Origin of the sequence: [Flexibacter] sp. ATCC 35103 (assembly GCF_001975985.1) — a bacterium.
GTDB lineage: Bacteria > Bacteroidota > Bacteroidia > Flavobacteriales > Flavobacteriaceae > Flavobacterium.
Window position 1 is genome coordinate 72,257 of the sequence record NZ_MTQF01000013.1, and the last position, 19,122, is coordinate 91,378.

At 36.9% G+C, this 19,122-nt stretch carries 11 protein-coding genes; 7 read left to right on the plus strand and 4 right to left on the minus strand.

The window, feature by feature from the left end:
• Positions 1-70: 70 nt before the first annotated feature.
• The 5 genes from BXU01_RS21835 (at position 71) to BXU01_RS21855 (ending at position 3,617) form a co-directional block, all read left to right on the plus strand.
• Entirely contained in the window at positions 71-508 is a 438-nt protein-coding gene (locus BXU01_RS21835) for a 3-hydroxyacyl-ACP dehydratase FabZ family protein (protein WP_083695599.1), read from the plus strand.
• Entirely contained in the window at positions 505-1,779 is a 1,275-nt protein-coding gene (locus BXU01_RS21840) for a beta-ketoacyl synthase (protein WP_083695602.1), read from the plus strand. The genes BXU01_RS21835 and BXU01_RS21840 overlap by 4 nt, the downstream gene beginning before the upstream one ends.
• Position 1,780: 1 nt before the next feature.
• On the plus strand, positions 1,781-2,035 hold the full coding sequence (locus BXU01_RS21845) for an acyl carrier protein (RefSeq protein WP_083695604.1): 255 nt from the start codon (positions 1,781-1,783) through the stop codon (positions 2,033-2,035).
• Positions 2,032-2,553, plus strand: a complete 522-nt coding sequence (locus BXU01_RS21850; RefSeq protein ID WP_083695607.1) for a 4'-phosphopantetheinyl transferase superfamily protein — start codon at positions 2,032-2,034, stop codon at positions 2,551-2,553. Before BXU01_RS21845 ends, BXU01_RS21850 begins: the two co-directional genes overlap by 4 nt.
• A 509-nt stretch (positions 2,554-3,062) precedes the next feature.
• A complete protein-coding gene (locus BXU01_RS21855; RefSeq protein ID WP_083695609.1) occupies positions 3,063-3,617 on the plus strand; it encodes a phage tail protein in 555 nt (184 codons plus the stop codon).
• Between the two features lie 15 nt (positions 3,618-3,632).
• Here the strand turns inward: BXU01_RS21855 and BXU01_RS21860 are convergent, their stop codons facing one another.
• Positions 3,633-4,643, minus strand: coding sequence for a hypothetical protein (locus tag BXU01_RS21860; protein WP_083695612.1), 1,011 nt, complete (start codon positions 4,641-4,643; stop codon positions 3,633-3,635).
• A 95-nt stretch (positions 4,644-4,738) separates the two neighbouring features.
• Between BXU01_RS21860 and BXU01_RS23530 the strand changes: the two genes are divergently transcribed.
• On the plus strand, positions 4,739-11,023 hold the full coding sequence (locus BXU01_RS23530; RefSeq protein ID WP_123774144.1) for a T9SS type A sorting domain-containing protein: 6,285 nt from the start codon (positions 4,739-4,741) through the stop codon (positions 11,021-11,023).
• A 49-nt stretch (positions 11,024-11,072) separates the two neighbouring features.
• Positions 11,073-11,924 carry an outer membrane beta-barrel protein gene (locus BXU01_RS21920; RefSeq protein WP_083695614.1) on the plus strand — a complete coding sequence of 284 codons (852 nt, stop codon included), beginning with the start codon at positions 11,073-11,075 and terminating at the stop codon, positions 11,922-11,924.
• 710 nt (positions 11,925-12,634) lie between these two features.
• Here BXU01_RS21920 and BXU01_RS21925 read toward each other — a convergent pair.
• The 3 genes from BXU01_RS21925 to BXU01_RS21935 all read right to left on the minus strand — a co-directional run.
• Positions 12,635-14,575, minus strand: a complete 1,941-nt coding sequence (locus tag BXU01_RS21925) for an OmpA family protein (protein WP_083695617.1) — start codon at positions 14,573-14,575, stop codon at positions 12,635-12,637.
• 2 nt (positions 14,576-14,577) lie between these two features.
• Positions 14,578-15,486 (minus strand): type IX secretion system membrane protein PorP/SprF, encoded by a 909-nt coding sequence (locus BXU01_RS21930; RefSeq protein ID WP_083695619.1) that lies wholly within the window; start codon positions 15,484-15,486, stop codon positions 14,578-14,580.
• 58 nt (positions 15,487-15,544) lie between these two features.
• Positions 15,545-19,122 (minus strand): gliding motility-associated C-terminal domain-containing protein (locus tag BXU01_RS21935; protein ID WP_123774146.1); only part of this gene is annotated, 3,578 nt, incomplete at its 5' end.

The following is a 19,122-nucleotide window of genomic DNA, read 5'->3' on the forward strand; positions in this document are numbered from 1 at the left end:
CACGTTTTTACGAAGTAAATCCGTTTTATCCGCGTACAATTAGACGTCAACTTATTAAACGAAACAAATTATGACTTTAAAAGATATTACAGCAAAATTACCCTACAGCAAACCTTTTTTGTTTGTAGATGAATTATTACACGCAGATGAAAACAGTGTTACCGGAACCTATACTTTTACAGAAGATCTTGATTTTTATAAAGGCCATTTTAAAGATAATCCTGTAACTCCGGGTGTGATTTTAACGGAGACTATGGCACAGATTGGTATGGTTTGTCTGGGGATTTATTTATTGGGTGATGCTTTTAATAAAGAAACTGTTATTGCGTTTACATCAGCAGATATGCAGTTTTTAAAACCTGTTTATCCAAACGAAAAAGTTACGGTAACTTCACATAAATCCTTTTTCAGGTTTGGAAAACTAAAGTGTGATGTAATTATGAAAAACGAAGCTGGACAAGAAGTCTGTAAAGGCATATTGGCCGGAATGATCACGAACAAACTATGAGCAAGAGAGTTGTAATAACAGGTTTAGGTGTCGCGGCTCCAAACGGAGTTGGAATTGCTGCGTTTACTCATGCGATAAAAAACGGATTATCAGGCATACGACATGATGCACAATTACAGGAATTACAGTTTTCGTGTCAGATTGCAGGTCAGCCACAAATTCCGGATGAACTTAAAAATCAATATTTTACAGAGCTTGAACTCCGTGGCTTTAATAGTACCGGAATTCTTTATGGTGTTATTGCCGGAATCGAAGCCTGGAAAAATGCCGGATTACCCATAGAAAATAACGAAGAACCGGATTGGGACAGCGGAACCATTTTTGGATCCGGAACTTCAGGAATTGATAAATTTCGCGAAAGCATTTACAAAATAGACGAATTACAAACCCGCAGATTGGGCAGTACTGTTGTGGCTCAAACCATGAATAGTGGCGTAAGTGCTTATCTGGGAGGAAAATTAGGACTTGGTAATCAGGTTACCACAAATTCATCTGCCTGTGCAACAGGAACAGAAGCTATCATGATGGCATATGACCGCATACAATCCGGACAGGCAAAAAGAATACTGGCAGGAAGTACCGGTGACAGCGGTCCTTATATATGGGCGGGATTTGATGCATTACGGGTTTGCAGTTCTAAATATAATGAAACGCCTGAGCAAGGCTCCCGACCTATGAGTGCAACTGCAGCAGGTTTTGTACCGGGCAGCGGCGCAGGAGCATTAGTTATAGAAGAACTCGAAAGTGCTCTGAAACGTGGTACGATAATTTATGCCGAAATATTAGGCGGAAATGTAAACTCAGGAGGACAACGCGGTAACGGAAGTATGACGGCTCCTAACAGCACTGCGGTGCAGCAATGTATTAAAAATGCTATCACTAACTCCGGAATTTCAGCTAATGATATCGATGCTATAAATGGTCACCTTACTGCTACTACAAAAGACAGTCTGGAAATCGAAAACTGGACGAAAGCATTAAATCGAAACGGCAAAGATTTTCCTTATATCAATTCCCTAAAAAGCATGACCGGACATTGTCTTAGCGCCGCCGGTAGCATAGAAAGTATAGCAGCCGTTTTGCAATTATATGAAGGTTTTATTTTTGGTAACATAAATTGCGAAGATCTTCATCCTGAAATAACAGAACTTATAGATTCATCAAAAATACCTTTAAAAACTATAAACACCAATCCGGATATAATTGCTAAGGCAAGCTTTGGTTTTGGTGATGTAAATGCATGTATAATATTTAAAAAATTTGACCAATAATATGACTAAAGAAGAACTTATTGCCCAACTAAAAGTAATCATAAAGCCGTATACTACAAATACAGAAGCATATGATAATCTTACTGAAGATACTGATTTTATAAACGATTTAAATATCAACTCTGCAAATCTGGTCGATATTATACTGGATATCGAAGAAGCATTTGATATTGTAATTGATAACACTGATATGGAACGAATGCTTGATGTAAAAACTTCGGTAGAAATTATAGCTGCCAAACTTGCAGCAAAATGATAGGCAACGATGTGATCGATCTTATACAATCACGTCAGGAAAGCAACTGGCAGCGAAAAGGATTTATTGAAAAGCTCTTTACTCCTGCAGAACAATTGATTATTGCCCAAAACTCAAATCCTGAAATTATAGTCTGGCTGCTTTGGAGCATGAAAGAAGCTGCCTATAAAATTTATAACCGGGAAACTAAAATAAGGGAATATATTCCTAAAAAACTGATCTGTACTATCACATCAATAACAAATGATTATAGTACAGGTCAGGTTATCTGTGGTGAGAATATTTATCATACCAAAACAGCTATTACCAAGGATAGTCTGCATACCATAGCAGTTACTTTTTTAGACGATCTGAATAATGTTATTGAGATTGAAAAAAAAGACATTCTTAAAGACGAAAACGGTATTCCCTATCTGTCTGATTCTTACTTACATAAAACACAAGATGCATCTATTAGTCATCATGGTCGTTTTGAAAAAGTGGTGATTATTAAAAGATTAAAAAAATCTGCTTATTAGAGATAAGAAATATTTTTTTTCACATATTATTTGTCTGCATTCCTCCCACTTTATTTACTTTCAAAGCTAATTATCTTATCAGCTTTCTTCTTTCTTCTTTCTTCTTTCTTCTTTCTTCTACATTCTATTTTCTATTTTCTATTTTCTATTTCCCATTTTTTATAAACCTTCTTTTCTATTGATCACTCGATTTCCAGAGGAATCATTTTGTTTTATTTCTTATTTAAAATTTACGTGACATATAATAGAGTTTTCATGACATAAAATACCTGTTCTGTAACATATTTCTATTTCGTGAATCAATCCACCCATAATTTTAACCTAATTAAAACAAAAAATAAAGTTAAAAAAAATATAAAGTGATCCTAAAAACACGTAAAAACACTTGCTTCTGAGACACTTATATAAACTACTTTAGCATTGTAGAAAAATTCCTTCATGATGTTTTCTTACAACCTATACACAGATAAAACAATTAACTATAATCATTAACCTAATATTATTAAACTATGGAAGAATACATTGGAATCGTAAAGCTATTTGCTGGAAATTTTGCCCCAAGAGGCTGGGCTTTTTGTAACGGTCAACTATTATCTATCGCACAAAACAGTGCCTTATTTGCTATTTTAGGTACTACTTATGGTGGTAACGGGCAAACGACTTTTGCATTGCCTAATCTTCAGGGTTCTACAGCTATTGGATCAGGAAATGGTGGTGGATCAAGCTATGTTCTTGGACAAACTGCAGGTACACCAACTGTTTCTATTTTAACAAGCAATTTACCAGCACACGTTCACGCAGGACCTGGTAAAATATCTGTAAGTGCATCAAATGCAACAGATTCTACACCTGTAGCTGGTGCGTCAATAGCTATACCTGGATCAGTTATATCAAGAGTTTTTACTCCAACATTAGGATATGCAACGGCAACTCCAAGTGTTGATTTAACGAGTAATGTTACAACAGGTGCAACGGGTTCTAATATTCCTATTTCTGTAATGCAGCCTTATGTGGCATTAAGTTACATTATTTGCCTGGAAGGTATTTTTCCGTCAAGAAATTAATAAGGTTTATTACAATTAATCTTTTAGTGTGTAGGTCCATTTTGGTATTTCACTAAAATCATACACGAACTGAATGCCTGAATAATCTTTTATACTGTAAAGAGATACAACACAATACGGGTTTGTAATATAAGACTCTGCGGTTTTTAACTCGATGTTGTCAAATATCTTAAGTTCAGTAAAAATGCAAATATCAGGATGGTTGTCAAAGTTTGCCGGCAGGTCATAAAAGTTACTTTCAATTTTTGAATTGTTAATTACACCGCCAAAAAGTTCTTTGTTTATTGTAAATAATCTATCAACAAATACATTATGAGGATAGGGCTGCATTTGTTTGTGGCCCTTTACCTCTTGTTTAGCATTTTTAAGCGATGGCTCGTAATCAAAAAAAGTATAGGCGAGATCAATTTTTATTTCCTGCGGAATCAAAATTCCATGAGCAGGTAATTGTGAAACAATGTTTCGGGTTATAGCTACTTGTGGTTCACTGGTAAGTGCGTAATGCATGGTCTCGGAAATTGCCAGATCTATAATGAAATTTTCAGGTTTAGTATAAGTGGTAGCATCAGTTTCTATTAATTGTAATTGATATTTATCAAGACCAATAACTGACAAAAGATGGTGTACAGATTCTATTGATTTTGCATTGATATCTAATAAAACAGCATTAATTCTATCTTCATCAAATAAGGAAAGTAAAGGCAGAATTAATGTTGCATAAGGCCCACAGCCAGCATATAGGATATTAACACTTCTTTCAGGAAAATCATTACTGAGTTTAGTTAAAGCCTTGTAAATGCCTTTAATAAAAAAAACAGTACGCAGATAATCATCAACACAATCTGCAGCTCCTGAACTTGACAAAGCGATGCCGCCCTTAATAAGAGTTTCATTGTTTTTTGAATGCTGTGCTGTAGAAATTTTACTGTAGAAACCGGAGAGTTCCTTAGCAGATTTTATATGTTCATCAACAGTATTTGACGCAATGATAGATTGAACAATGATCGCAAGCTCTTTTTTATACATAATATTTCTGCTTTAAATCTAATGATTGAAGTTCGGGATATAACTATAAAATAAATAACAAGAATACAAAATGATAAATCTAATATCAAAACATTATGAAAAAACTTTACTTATTATTAATTTTTCTGTTTTTTGCAACGCAGCATATGACTGCGCAAACAACACTGGAAACATTTGAAACTGCTCCTACTACTGTAGCAAATTTCACAAATGGCACCAAGACATTTAATCTTACCAGCAGTTATGGTACTTTTACAGTATATAACGGAGCAACTCAGGGATATGCTGGTTCAAACCGGTTTATTCAGGTTTCAGACTCACCCGGACCAGAAGCTTTAGGGCAATTTGGTACTATTACTGCAGCTGCAGGAAGTTTTAAAGTCAGTAACTTTTGGATTTACCTAACAGGTGACTCTGCTCAAAATGCAGGAGTTACCAGCAATGGAGCTGCGGGATCTGTTACTTTTAAAGGTAAACTGGCAGGTGTTACACAATTTACTGTTGTAAAAAATACTACAGGCGCTAATATTGGTTATACGTTACCGGGCAATGGTTTTATCTATGCTAATTTTGCTACTGATGGTGCTGGGGATTATACCAACATTATAATCGATCAACTTGAAATTCAATTAAGTGCGAATTACGATTATTTTGCTATTGATAATTTTACATTCGCAAATGGAGCTGTAGCTCCCACTGTTACTACAACAACAGCCACAACTGTTAAATCAGTTTCTGCTGTAATTGGCGGAAATGTAACTGCAGATGGTGGTGATCCCACTATACAAAGAGGTATTGTTTGGGCAACAACACCAAACCCAACTATTTTAAGCAACAAATTTCAAATTGGCACCGGGACTGGATCATTTGCAAATACTGTAACTGGACTAACTCCCGCATCACTTATTTATTACAGAGCCTACGCAACTAATAGTGCTGGTACATCTTATGGTGCTGAACTAACACTTACTACAGGAGCAGCTTTAAGTACTTCATCTACATCGCAAACTAATGTAAGCTGTAATGGAGGATCTAACGGTACAGCAACTGTCAATGCAATTGGTGGTACAACTCCATATACTTATTTATGGTCTAATGGAGCTACAACGGCTACTGCATCCGGACTTGGTGTTGGGCCAATATCAGTAACAGTTACTGATAATGAATTAACACAAATTACGAGAAACTATACCATAGTACAGCCTTCAATTCTTAACGGAACTTCATCTACAACGGCAGTTTCTTGTTTTGGAGGAGCTAATGGTACAGCTACTGTTACGGCTTTCGGAGGTACTCCCGGATATACTTATTTATGGTCTAACGGAGCTACTACAGCTACAGCAACAACACTAGTTGCAGGAACATATAGTGTGACTATTACTGATGCTAATGCTTGTACAAGAACTATAAACAATATTATTGTAGGACAACCTGCTGCTAGCCTTAATGGAACTCCATCTACAACGGCAGTTTCTTGTTTTGGAGGATCTAATGGTACAGCTACTATTGCACCTTCTGGAGGAACACCGGCATATACTTATTTATGGTCTAACGGAGCTACAACGGCTAGTGCAACAGGATTAATTTCAGGAACTTATAGCGTAACTATTACTGATGCTAATGCTTGTTCAAGAACTATAAACAATATTGTTGTAGGACAACCTGCTTCAATTCTTAACGGAACTCCATCTACAACTGCAGTTTCTTGTTTTGGAGGATCTAATGGTACAGCCACTATTGTACCTACAGGAGGTACTCCCGGATATACATATTCATGGTCTCCATCAGGAGGTACTGCAGCAACAGCCACAGGACTTACAGCTGGGACTTACAGTGTAACTATTACAGATGCTAATGCTTGTACAAGAACTATAAACAATATTATTGTAGGACAACCTGCTTCAACTCTTAACGGAACTCCATCTACAACCGCAGTTTCTTGTTTTGGAGGCGCTAATGGTACAGCTACTATTACACCTACTGGAGGAACACCAGGATATACTTATTTATGGTCTAACGGAGCTACAACAGCTAGTGCAACAGGATTAATTTCAGGAACTTATAGCGTAACTATTACTGATGCTAATGCTTGTACAAGAACTGTAAACAATATTATTGTGGGCACACCAACAGTTATCAATGCTAATGCATCGCAAACTAATATAAGCTGTAATGGCGGTGCCAACGGATCTGCAAGTGTTACTCCAACTGGAGGTGCAGGATCTTATACGTATCTTTGGACAAACGGAGCAACAACTGCATCGATATCTGGTCTTTCAGCAGGAAACTATAGCGTAACTATTACAGATGCGAATACGTGTGCAATCACACAAAATTTTACTATAACACAGCCACCAGTTTTAATTGCATCTCAAGGAACAATTAACAATGTGAGCTGCAACGGAGGAGCTAATGGTACTGCAACTGTTGTCGCTACCGGAGGAGCCGGCGGATATACCTATTCCTGGTCACCTTCTGGCGGAACTGCAGCTACGGCAACTGGCCTTTCTCAAGGTACTTATACCGTAACTGTTACAGATGCTAATTTGTGTCAGACATCACAGGCATTTACTATTACACAGCCAACTCTATTGGCCGCAACAACTACTCAAAACAATATATTATGTAATGGAGCTGCAACAGGATCTGCAACTGTTACAGCAACAGGAGGAACTGGTACTTATACGTATTCATGGTCTCCATCTGGAGGAACTGCAGCTACGGCTACAGGACTAACAGCAGGAACTTATACGGTAACTATTACAGATGCTAACACATGCCAGACAACAGCAACTGTTACTATTACACAACCTGCATTAGCATTAGTTGCATCACCGGTATCAATGACAAATATAGGATGTCGTGGAGAAGCAACCGGATCTGCTACAGTTAATGCAACTGGCGGAACTGGTACCTATACGTACTCATGGGCACCATCAGGAGGAACTGCTGCTACGGCTTCAGGACTTGCTGCCGGAACTTATACAGTAACCGTTACAGATGGTAACTTATGTCAGGCATCTCAATCATTTACTATTACACAGCCAGCAGCAATTCTTTCTGCAACTACAGCCTCAACGGGAGTTAGTTGTTTTGGAGGATCAAATGGTACTGCAAGTGTTACTGTATCAGGAGGAACACCCGGATATACGTATGCATGGGCACCTTTAGGAGGTACAACATCAACAGTTACAGGCAGACCTGCAGGAAACTATACGTGTACGATTACAGATGCTAATGGATGTACATTAGTTAAAAATATCACGATTAGCACACCTATTCAATTCTCTGCAACAGTTGCAAAAACAGATGTTTCCTGTAATGGGGGTACTAATGGTGTAGCAACAGTAACAGCAACGGGAGCAACATTTCCTTACACTTATTCATGGTCTCCATCAGGAGGTACGGGAGCTACGGCTTCAGGGTTAGCAGCCGGAAATTATACGGTGACTGTTCAAGATGCAAATACTTGTACCTATACAGTAAATGTTACTATAAATCAACCTGCTCCTTTAGCAGTAACATCTTCTCAAACCAATGTTCTTTGTAATGGTGGAGCAACAGGAACAGCTTCTGTAGTTGCTTCAGGAGGAACACCGGGATATACTTATTTATGGTCACCTGCCGGAGGTACAGCTGCAACAGCAACTGGTTTAACAGCAGGAAGTTATAATTGTATTATTACAGATAACAACGGCTGTGCTTATATGCAAAACTTTATTATTACTCAGCCTCCAATCTTAACTGCGACTACAACTTTAATAAACGCAACATGCTCAACTACAGGTCAGGCATCTGTGGGTCCGGTTGGAGGAACTTCACCATATACTTATTTATGGTCTAATGGTGAAACAACACAAACCGTAACAGGATTATCTGCCGGAAACATTAGTGTTATAATTACAGATGGTAATGGTTGTACACTTACAAAAAACTTTACAGTAACCACAACTAATACTTTAGTGGCTACTACATCTCAGCTTAATGTTTTATGTAATGGTTCTAATACAGGATCTGCTACAGTAGTTCCTTCAGGAGCAGCAGGACCTTTTACTTACTTATGGGCACCTGTTGGAGGTACTGCAGATACAGCAAATAATCTTACTGCGGGGAACTATTCAGTAACTATAACAGCAGGTAATGGTTGTTCAATAGTTAAGAACTTTACTATCACAGAACCGGCTGCTTTAGCGGTTAGTCCATCTCAAACTAATTTAGCTTGTAATGGCGGAACAAACGGATCTGCAACTGTAAACGTAACAGGAGGAACCGGAGCATATACGTATTCATGGTCGCCTTCTGGTGGTACAGCTGCAACTGCAACTGGATTAACTGCTGGAACATATACAGTAACAATTACTGACGCTAATTCATGTCAGGCAGCACAAAGTTTTACTTTAACAGAACCGGATGCTCTTACCGCTATTACTACTTCTACAAGTGTTTCTTGTAATGGAGGAAGTAATGGTAGTGCAACTGTAAATGTAACAGGCGGAACTGGTGTTTACACGTATTCATGGTCTCCTACAGGCGGTACTGCTGCAACTGCAACAGGGTTAACTGCAGGAATGTATACCGTAACGATTACAGATGATAACGGTTGTTCAATAACTGAAACAGTTACCATCACTGAGCCAACAATACTTGATGCAACAATAACACAAACAGATGTAACTTGTGTTGGTGCCGCTGACGGATCTGCAACTGTAAACGCAACTGGCGGAACTGCAGTATATACCTATCAATGGCTGCCATCTGGCGGTACTGATGCAACAGCAACAGGATTGATTGAAGGAAATTATACTGTAACAATTACAGATGCTAACGGATGTAGCGTTATAAAATCAGTAAGTATTTTAACAACTCCTGATGTAACCGCACCAGTTCCTGATGTCTTGAATTTACCGGTTATTAATAGTGACTGTTCTATTTCATCGTCTCAGATTCCTGTGCCTACAGCAACAGACAACTGTGCGGGAATTATAAATGCTACAACATCTGATCCTTTAAATTATACAGCTGTGGGTAGTTATGTAATTACCTGGAGTTATGATGACGGACATGGTAATATTTCAAATCAAAACCAAACGATTAATGTAACAGCTTCTCCTTTAAACCTGGTAATTTTTAGCAATGCTGAATTTACTTATAACGGAGCTGTTCATGCAGCACAAGTTGCTAATCTTCCTGCAGGAGCTAGTGTAGCTTATTCTATTACACCAGCAGCAAGTACTAGTAATGGTGCAATCAATGCAGGAGTTTATACGGTTACAGCAATCATATCTCCGGCAGTAAGTTCACCTAATTGTTCACCAATTACGTTAACTGCACAGCTTACTATTAAAAAAGCGCCACAATTGATCACTTTTGCAGCAATTGCTCCAAAAACTCTTGGTTTACTTAACAACTTCAATTTAGAAGCGGCTGCAAATTCAGGATTACCTATTCGTTATTCTTTTACTTACACTTCTGCCCTTCCTCCTGCTAGTGTTACTGCAGCTGGTTTAGTTAGTTTGTTAAGATCAGGAGAATTACTAATTGTAGCTCATCAGGATGGTAATGATAATTATTTACCGGCAGCAGATGTTTCGCAACTTCTTGTAATCAAAAACAATGATGTTAGTGTTACAGAGATTAAAATTGGAACTAAATCGTATCCAAATCCAGCGAAGGAAATTAAATATGTAATGCAATGTGGTGAGAACAACGTAAATGTTGCGATCACAAATCAAACTAATGCTACTATTACACCTTCGGCTAATTTTACGATCACGCCTCCTAAACCGGGAATTTATACACAAAATGTAGGTGTTACTTCTCAGGACGGAAGCACAACGGCAAATTATACTATAACTGTAGAAAAACCTTTTGGATTCTATGATATCGTAGTTCAAAAATTCAATAATGTATTGCTTGTAAATAACAATCCAAAAACTAATGGCGGTTATGAATTTGTAGCATATCAATGGTTTAAAAATGGTTTATTGGTAGGAACAGGACAGTATTATTCAGCGGGAGAAGATTTGTCTAACACCTTAGATACATCTGCAGACTTTAGTGTTAAAATGACTACTAAGGATGGAAAAGTATTAAGCACTTGCAGTACTAAAATTTCGATTCAAAAACCAGTATCTGCTAAGTTGTATCCTAACCCTATTCAAACAGGAAAAGTGATTACTGTTGAAGCTGACTTCCCTGAAGAAGAATTAGAAAATATGCAAATAAGCTTATATTCTGTTTCTGGTCAATTGGTGAAAACTTTGAAATCTTCTACGGTAAAAACTGAAATTCAGTTACCTGATGCTGAGAGCAATATGTATATTGTAGTTCTGGAAACTGCAAATATCAAGAAAACTCTAAAAGTAATAGTAAATAAATAAAATCTGTCAGTGCTGTTTTCGGACAGCACTGACTTAAAAAAAAATCAAGATGAAAAAATATATACGAAACTATATAGCATCACTACCAATGCTTACTCTGCTTTTAGGATCTTGCCTAAATAGTTACGCTCAGGACAAAAAACAAGAAATCTCAATTTCTGTTGGCGGACCTTCTTCATTTCTAAAGTATAACACACCAGGAGATATCGTGCCGGGAAACGGAATAAATGCAGGAATTCGTTATTCTTATTATTTAAATGAAGGATTGAGTATCGGGATTGGGGTTGAATATCAAACCTATAATTCTGATGTAAAATTTCTGGCTGTTGGCGGACAATATAATACTGTTGATGCCGAAGATGAAGCATTTCAATTTAGATACAGAGCAACAAATTTAAGAGAAGAGCAAAAATTAGGATACGTAAATATTCCAATTGGTATTCAGTTTGAAACTCCGGGAACCTCAAAATTATATCTTGCTGCCGGTGCTAAAATAGGATTTGCTACAAGCGGAAGTTACGAATCAAAAATGGACAATTTGACTACCAGCGGTTATTATCCGCAATATAATGTCGAATTGTTTTCTCCTGCATTTGCCGGTTTTGCAAGCACAAATAATGTAAAAACAAGCAAACAGGATATTGATACTGATGTATCTTATTCAGCAACTTTTGAAACAGGTTTAAAACAAAGCATTGGAGACAGAAGTGCTATTTATATTGGAGTTTATTTAGACTATGGTTTAAATAATATCTATGACAAAAGCAACAACAAACCTCTGGTAGAATATACTCCGGAATTGCCTGTTGTGCTAAAAAACAATAGCGTACTTGACTCTCCGTTCGCAAATGATATCAGATTGGTATCATACGGACTTAAATTAAGATTCGCTTTACGTTAAATTTATATGGTTTTATTCCGTAAGGATGAATTAATTAAGCCGATTTCTTGGGGGAAATCGGCTTTCTCATTTGTATAAAAATGCTAATTTTTTAATGGATTTATTATACGTCTAAATTCTATGTCATCCCGCTATAAATATGACATCCCGCTGGGATTTAAAAATTCTCTGGAAGTCATATTATCAAAGCTGCAGCGGAGCGTAAATATTTGTAGTCAATGAGATGTGTGTATTAATCAATGCTCCAGCGGAGCATAATATTTATAGCCAATGAGATGTATGCGTTCTATCAAAGCTCCAGCGGAGCGACATCTTTACAAATAGTCAATCAAATGTGTGCATTCTACCAAAGCTCCAGCGGAGCGCAATATCTATAGCAAATATTTATAGCAAATGAGATGTGTGCATTCTACCAAAGCTCCAGCGGAGCGCAATATCTATAGCAAATATTTATAGCAAATGAGATGTGTGCGTTCTATCAAAGCTCCAGCGGAGCGCAATATCTATAGCAAATATTTATAGCCAATCAAATGTGTGCGTTATCAAAGCTCCAGCGGAGCGTAATATTTATAGAAAATGAGATGTGTGTGTTCTATCAAAGCTCCGGCGGAGCGACATCTTTATTAAATAGCAAAAAAAGCTGCAAGGTTCACTTGCAGCTTTTCAAATTAACAATTTTGAAAAAAAAATTAATAACAACAGAATACCATTTATTGCATTGAAACAATTACAAATTCACTTCTTCTGTTTAACTGATGTTCTTCTTCTGTACAAGCTACATTATCAGAACAATTATTTTTTAATTGGCTTTCTCCATATCCTTTTCCGGATATTCTATTTGCCGAAATTCCTTCTTTTACCAACCATTCAATTGTTGATTTTGCTCTTTTATTAGAAAGAATCATATTGTATTTTTCAGTCTGTCTGCTATCTGTATGAGAACGAACATCTATTTTTATATTCGGATATTGTTTCATCACGGCTAAAACTTTCTCTAACTCAAAAGCAGCTCTTTCTGTAATAAACGACTTATCTAAATCAAAATAAATAATCGGAATGTTTAATGTTTTAGCCAAATCTGTTCCAACACCAATTTGCTCGATTTGCTTGTCCAGTTTTACATTTAATTCTGCTTTATCATTTGATGGCTGAATTGTAATTGTATTTTCATTGGTTTCATAATCTTTCTTTGCAGCTCTTACAGAATATGTTTGGTTACATTTTACATCGAAATTATAAGTACCATCCTGACCTGAAACTGTTTCTGAAATTTGCTGAAATTTGTCGTCAAGCAACATAACTTTTGCATCGCTTAAAACTTCATTTGTTTTAGAATCTAATACGGTTCCTGATAATTTTTTTTCACAATTCAGTCTTCTTGTTTCTGTGAATTTATAGATATCATCATTCCCTATTCCGCCTTCTTTATTCGATGAGAAAAAACCTTTTCGTGTATTACTGTCGATTATAAAAGCAAAATCATCAAACTTAGTATTTACCGGTTCTCCAATATTCTGCACTTGTTCGAAAGTAGAATCTTCCTTGATTTTCGTTACAAAAATATCCAGACCTCCCAATCCCGGACGACCGTCACTGGCAAAATAAAGTTCATTATCTGCAGCTATAAAAGGGAAAGTTTCTCTTCCTTCGGTATTAATTGCAGTACCAAGATTTTCAGGTTTTCCAAAGGTTCCGTCTGCATTTATAGTAACACTAAATAAGTCAGATTGTCCTAAACTTCCCGGCATGTCAGAGGCAAAATACAACTTCTTTTCGTCTGTGCTTAAAGCGGGATGCGCAATACTGTATTCGTCACTATTAAAAGGCAAGGCAGTAACATTTGTCCATTTATCGTTTAAAAGATCTGCTTTGTACAATTTTAATAACGTAATCCTCTTATTGTCTTTTCCTTTTTTTCCACGAAGAAAATTGTTTCTTGTAAAGTACATTGTCTTTCCGTCTTTTGTAAAAACCGGAGTAGACTCATTGAATTTAGAATTAATTTTTTTCTCAAATCGAATTGGATTTTCTAAACTCCCGTCAGCTTTTAGTTCAGCAGCAAACAAATTCGTGAAAGATTTATTTGTCCATTTGAATGTTTTTTTGACTGCAATTCCGGTATCTCTTGCTGAAGCAAAAACAAGTTTATTATTAAAAACCGTACTTCCGTAATCTGATTGTTTCGAATTAATTCCGGCATCTGTTATTTCGAATCTGCCTGAATTTGATTTAATCTGTTCCAGGTAGTTTTTATTACTTTCAAATAAAACACCTCTTGAATCTGTTTTAACTTTAGCATTAAAAATCTCAAGCATCTTATCAGATTTCGCATAATCCCCAACAGATTTAAGTGCCTGGGAATATCTGTAATAATATTCCGGTTCCTGCTGATCGTTGAACGCAAATAAAGCATCGTACCACTTTGCTGCTTTTGTCAACTCGGCATTAAAATAATAAGCGTTTCCTAATCTCTGAAACATTTTCTCCTCTTTATACCCGCTTTCGGCTACTTTCTCATAAATAGCAATAGCGTCTACATAAGCATATTGATTGTATTCTTTCTCTGCTTTATTTAATACTGTTTTCTGTGCCATTCCGTTGAAAAAAACAGAAGACAAAAAAGCAGTATAAATTAAATTTTTAATTTTCATAATTAGAAAAATCTTGGTGAAGTTATTCGGCCATATTTATTTAAGAATTCAAAACGCAGGAATATTTCGTGCGATCCTGAATTATAATTTACCAGTTTGGTTGTTTCGCGATCATAAGCATAACCAATATATAAACTATCCGTTATCTGAAATCCTGCTAATGCACTTACAGATGCACTCCATCTATAAGCAACACCAATTACGAATTTATCATTGAACATAAAATTCGCAGATGCATCGACTTGTAATGGTGAACCTTCGACCATTTTGGTTAATAAAGCCGGTTTGAATTTTATGGTTTCATAACGATCCAGATCAAATACGTAACCTGCTATAAAATAATAGTTAATACGGTCTTTGTATATGGCAACATCATTGTCGTCGTAACGATTGGTCTGAATAAAATTTGGAACAGATAAACCTACATAAGCCTTATCAGTATGCCAGTAAACTCCGGCTCCAACATTGGGTGTGAATTTATTTTGGAAATCCTGAAATTGCGGATCTCCCTGATTCTCCGGTCTTAATTTAGTTGGATCCAGTTTAAATATATTAGCTGATCCTTTTATACCAAAAGAAAGTTTGGCTGTTGCTGATGTTGGAATCGAATACGAAAAATCAGCTGATAAGTTGTTTTCGTTTGTAGGACCAATTTTATCATTTACTAATGAAACTCCAAGACCAACATTATTTCCAACTGGCGTATTTACAGAAAAACTACTTGTTTCTGGTGCTCCGTCTAACCCAACCCATTGTGTACGATACAATCCAAAAATACTCATAACGCCTCTTGAACCGGCATAAGCAGGATTTATATTAATGGTATTATACATGTATTGTGTAAACTGCGCATCTTGCTGAGCAAAACCTGCAACGGAACAAAACAATAAAACTAAAACTAATTTTTTCATTTATTTTATTTTTAAATAATGGCTTAGCCGTAACTAAGCCATTCTAATTTGTATAGTGTTACTTAGTAAGGTATAAATACCCTGCTTCCTGATGCGGATTAGACTGCATATCTTTATACTTAATGATATAGTAGTAAGTTCCTTCAGGTAATCCGTCTGAGTCTTTGATAGTAACACGACCTTCTGATATACCTCTAAAAGCAATGTCGTTATTATTATAATGATCTCTTTCGAACACTAAAACTCCCCAACGGTTGTAGATCTGTACCGTATTATCCGGGTAGCATTCCAGACCTTGAACATAGAATCTTTCGTTTTTGTCATCTCCGTTTGAAGAAACAGCATTAAAGATTTTGATCACACAACCACTTAATGTTATAACAGTTGGCTTTTCTCCGTCGATATCACTAGAATCTGATTTGTCCATAACAATGATTCCGCTCTTCGTAATTCCTGATGCAGTTGCCTGATTGCTTACACTTCCTGCAATTACATCTGCCTGAGTTAAAGTATAAGTTCCTGTTATCGAAGAATTATCACTTTGACCGGCGCCTAAACTAATTGGGCCTCCGCTCATCACGATTCCAGGTAAAGGATCAGCAACTAATATGTTTTCAAGATCAACATTACCTTTGTTTGTAATCGTGAAATTATAAGTTAAGGTCTCCCCTGCTTCAGCATATCCGTTACCGTTAGTATCATTTAATACAACAGTTTTTACAATTGCAATTGCCGGAACTTCAACAAAAATCTTAACTGTTGCAGTACTGCAATTAGATGAATTTGCTACTTCGCATATTTGATATGTTAATGTATAACTTCCACCTTTTGTGCCCGGAGCTACATCAAGCGTACCATCTGCATTAATGGTAATTCCTGTTGGTAAATTCAGACCTTTTAAAATAACATCTGAAGGTTTTACAGGAACACTATTCAATTTATCATTAGCAAGAACATTGATTACTTCTAATGAACCATTCAATCCGTCAGCCAGCGTTACATCATCATCATTACCAGCCTGAATTCCAAAAGTTGGCATTGCATTACAACCCGATATTGCTGAAGGATAATTTACAACAACTGATTTTGTAGGGTTTAATGTAAACTGCATTGTAACTGCAGGTCTTGTTAATTCAAAACCATCATTTCCTTGTGTCCATTGTCCGTTTACCAATACCCATCCTGGCCAGTCTGTTGGGTTATTATTAGCATCAACAGTTGCTCCCGGCCACAATACGTTACCGCTCAATGCCATATTGCTTTGTGTTGCTACGATGTTGTTAGCACTATCTAACCAATTGATTGTTAATAAATCTGTTGGAGTAAAATTATCTGCTGTTACACTATAAGACACATATGGTGTATTATTAGAACAATAACTATTTGCTGTTACTGTCATAGTAGGCGAAACAACCTTAACCGTAACTGTAGCAGGACTACAATTAGAAGGATTTGCTTTTTCGCAAATTTCGTATGTCAATGAATAATTTCCAGCTGGTGCATTTGGAGCTAACTCCACTGTACCGTCAGGTTTTAAAGTTAAAATTCCTGTTGGATCCGGAGTTGGTATATATAAATTAACATCTGATGGATCTAATGGACTATTATTTAAAGTATCATTATTGAATATGTTTGTAACCGTTACCGTTTTATTAATTCCCACAACTGAGTTTATAGGATCAGAAACTGCAATAAGAACTGTTTTATCAATAACAATTGTTATTACTGCAGGACTTGCATCGATTGCTCCGTTATTATCAGTCGCTGTAAAAGTAAAGGTATCATTACCTGTAAATGCTCCGCTTGGATCATAAGTCAGTATTGCTGCCTCAGCCGGTGTTAAAATCTGATTTACAGTTACCGGAACGCCTGCTAATGCCAGAACTCCGTTTGTTGGTAAGCTTAAAACCGTATAACTTACAATTGTTCCGTCAGTATCTGTGGCTTTTAAAGCATTGATAGGCGTTGCTCCTGCTCTTGAAGGAATACTTGCATTAGTATCATCCTGAGCAACTGGTGCATTATTCCCAACCGGAATTGTGATTGTTACACTTGGTAAAGCTACAGCACCAAGATCGTCTGTTGCTGTAAAAGTAAAAGTATCATTACCTGTAAATGTTCCGCTTGGATCATAAGTAAGTAGTGCTGCCTCAGCCGGTGTTAAAATCTGATTTACAGTTACCGGAACTCCTGCTAATGCCAGAACTCCGTTTGTTGGTAAGCTTAAAACAGTAAAACTTGCAATTGTTCCATCAATATCTGTTGCAGTTAAAGCATTGATTGCCGTCGCTCCCGCTGTTGAAGGAATGATACCATTTGTATCATTATTAGCAATTGGCGCATCATTAACCGAAGTTACCGTAATAAGCTGGTTTGCTGTAGCAGTTCCGCCATTTCCATCACTAATAACATAAGGGAAACTAATGGCTGTAGCCGAATTAAAGTTTGCATCAGGTGTAAAAGTAATTACGCCCGTTGCCGAGATATTTACCGTTCCGTTTGGTACTGTAATAGTTTGAGCCAAGCCTGTTAGAGTTGTTCCGTTAATAGAAGTAATTGTTAAAGTATCTCCATCAACATCCGAATCTAAAGCCAGAGGATTTAACGTTACCGTATTGTCTTCTGCAACTGTATAAACATCATCAACTGCAACCGGGTTATCATTAACCGAAGTTACCGTGATAAGCTGGTTTGCCGTAGCTGTTCCGCCATTTCCATCGCTGATTACATAAGGAAAACTAATCGCAGTAGCCGAGTGAAAGTTCGCAGCCGGAGTGAAAGTAATCATGCCTGTAGCAGATATATTTACTGTTCCGTTTGGTACTGTAATGGTTTGCGCTAAACCTGTTAAAGTTGTTCCGTTAATTGACGTAATTGTTAATGTATCTCCATCAACATCTGAATCTAATGCCAGAGGATTTAGAGTTAAACTTCCGTCTTCTGCAACTGTATAAGTATCATCAACTGCAACCGGATTATCATTAACCGAAGTTACCGTGATAAGTTGGTTTGCCGTAGCTGTTCCACCATTTCCATCACTAATAACATAAGGGAAACTAATGGCTGTTGCCGAATTAAAGTTTGCATCCGGAGTGAAAGTAATCACGCTCGTTGCCGAGATATTCACTGTTCCGTTTGGTACTGTAATGGTTTGTGCAGAACCTGTTAAAGTTGTTCCGTTGATTGAAGTGATTGTCAATGTATCTCCGTCAACATCTGAATCTAAAGCCAGAGGATTTAGCATTAAACTTCCGTCTTCTGCAACTGTGTAAACATCATCAACTGCAACCGGATTATCATTAACCGAAGTAACCGTGATAAGCTGGTTTGCCGTAGCGGTTCCGCCGTTTCCATCACTAATTACATAAGGAAAACTAATGGCTGTTGCTGAATTAAAGTTTGCATCCGGTGTGAAAGTAATCACGCCTGTTGCTGAGATATTTACTGTTCCGTTTGGTACTGTACTTGTTTGAGCTGAACCTGTTAAAGTGATTCCGTTGATTGACGTAATTGTTAAAGTATCGCCGTCAACATCTGAATCTAAAGCCAGAGGATTTAGCGTTACCGTATTGTCTTCTGCAACTGTATAAACATCATCAACTGCAACTGGATTATCGTTAACTGCTGTTACTGTTA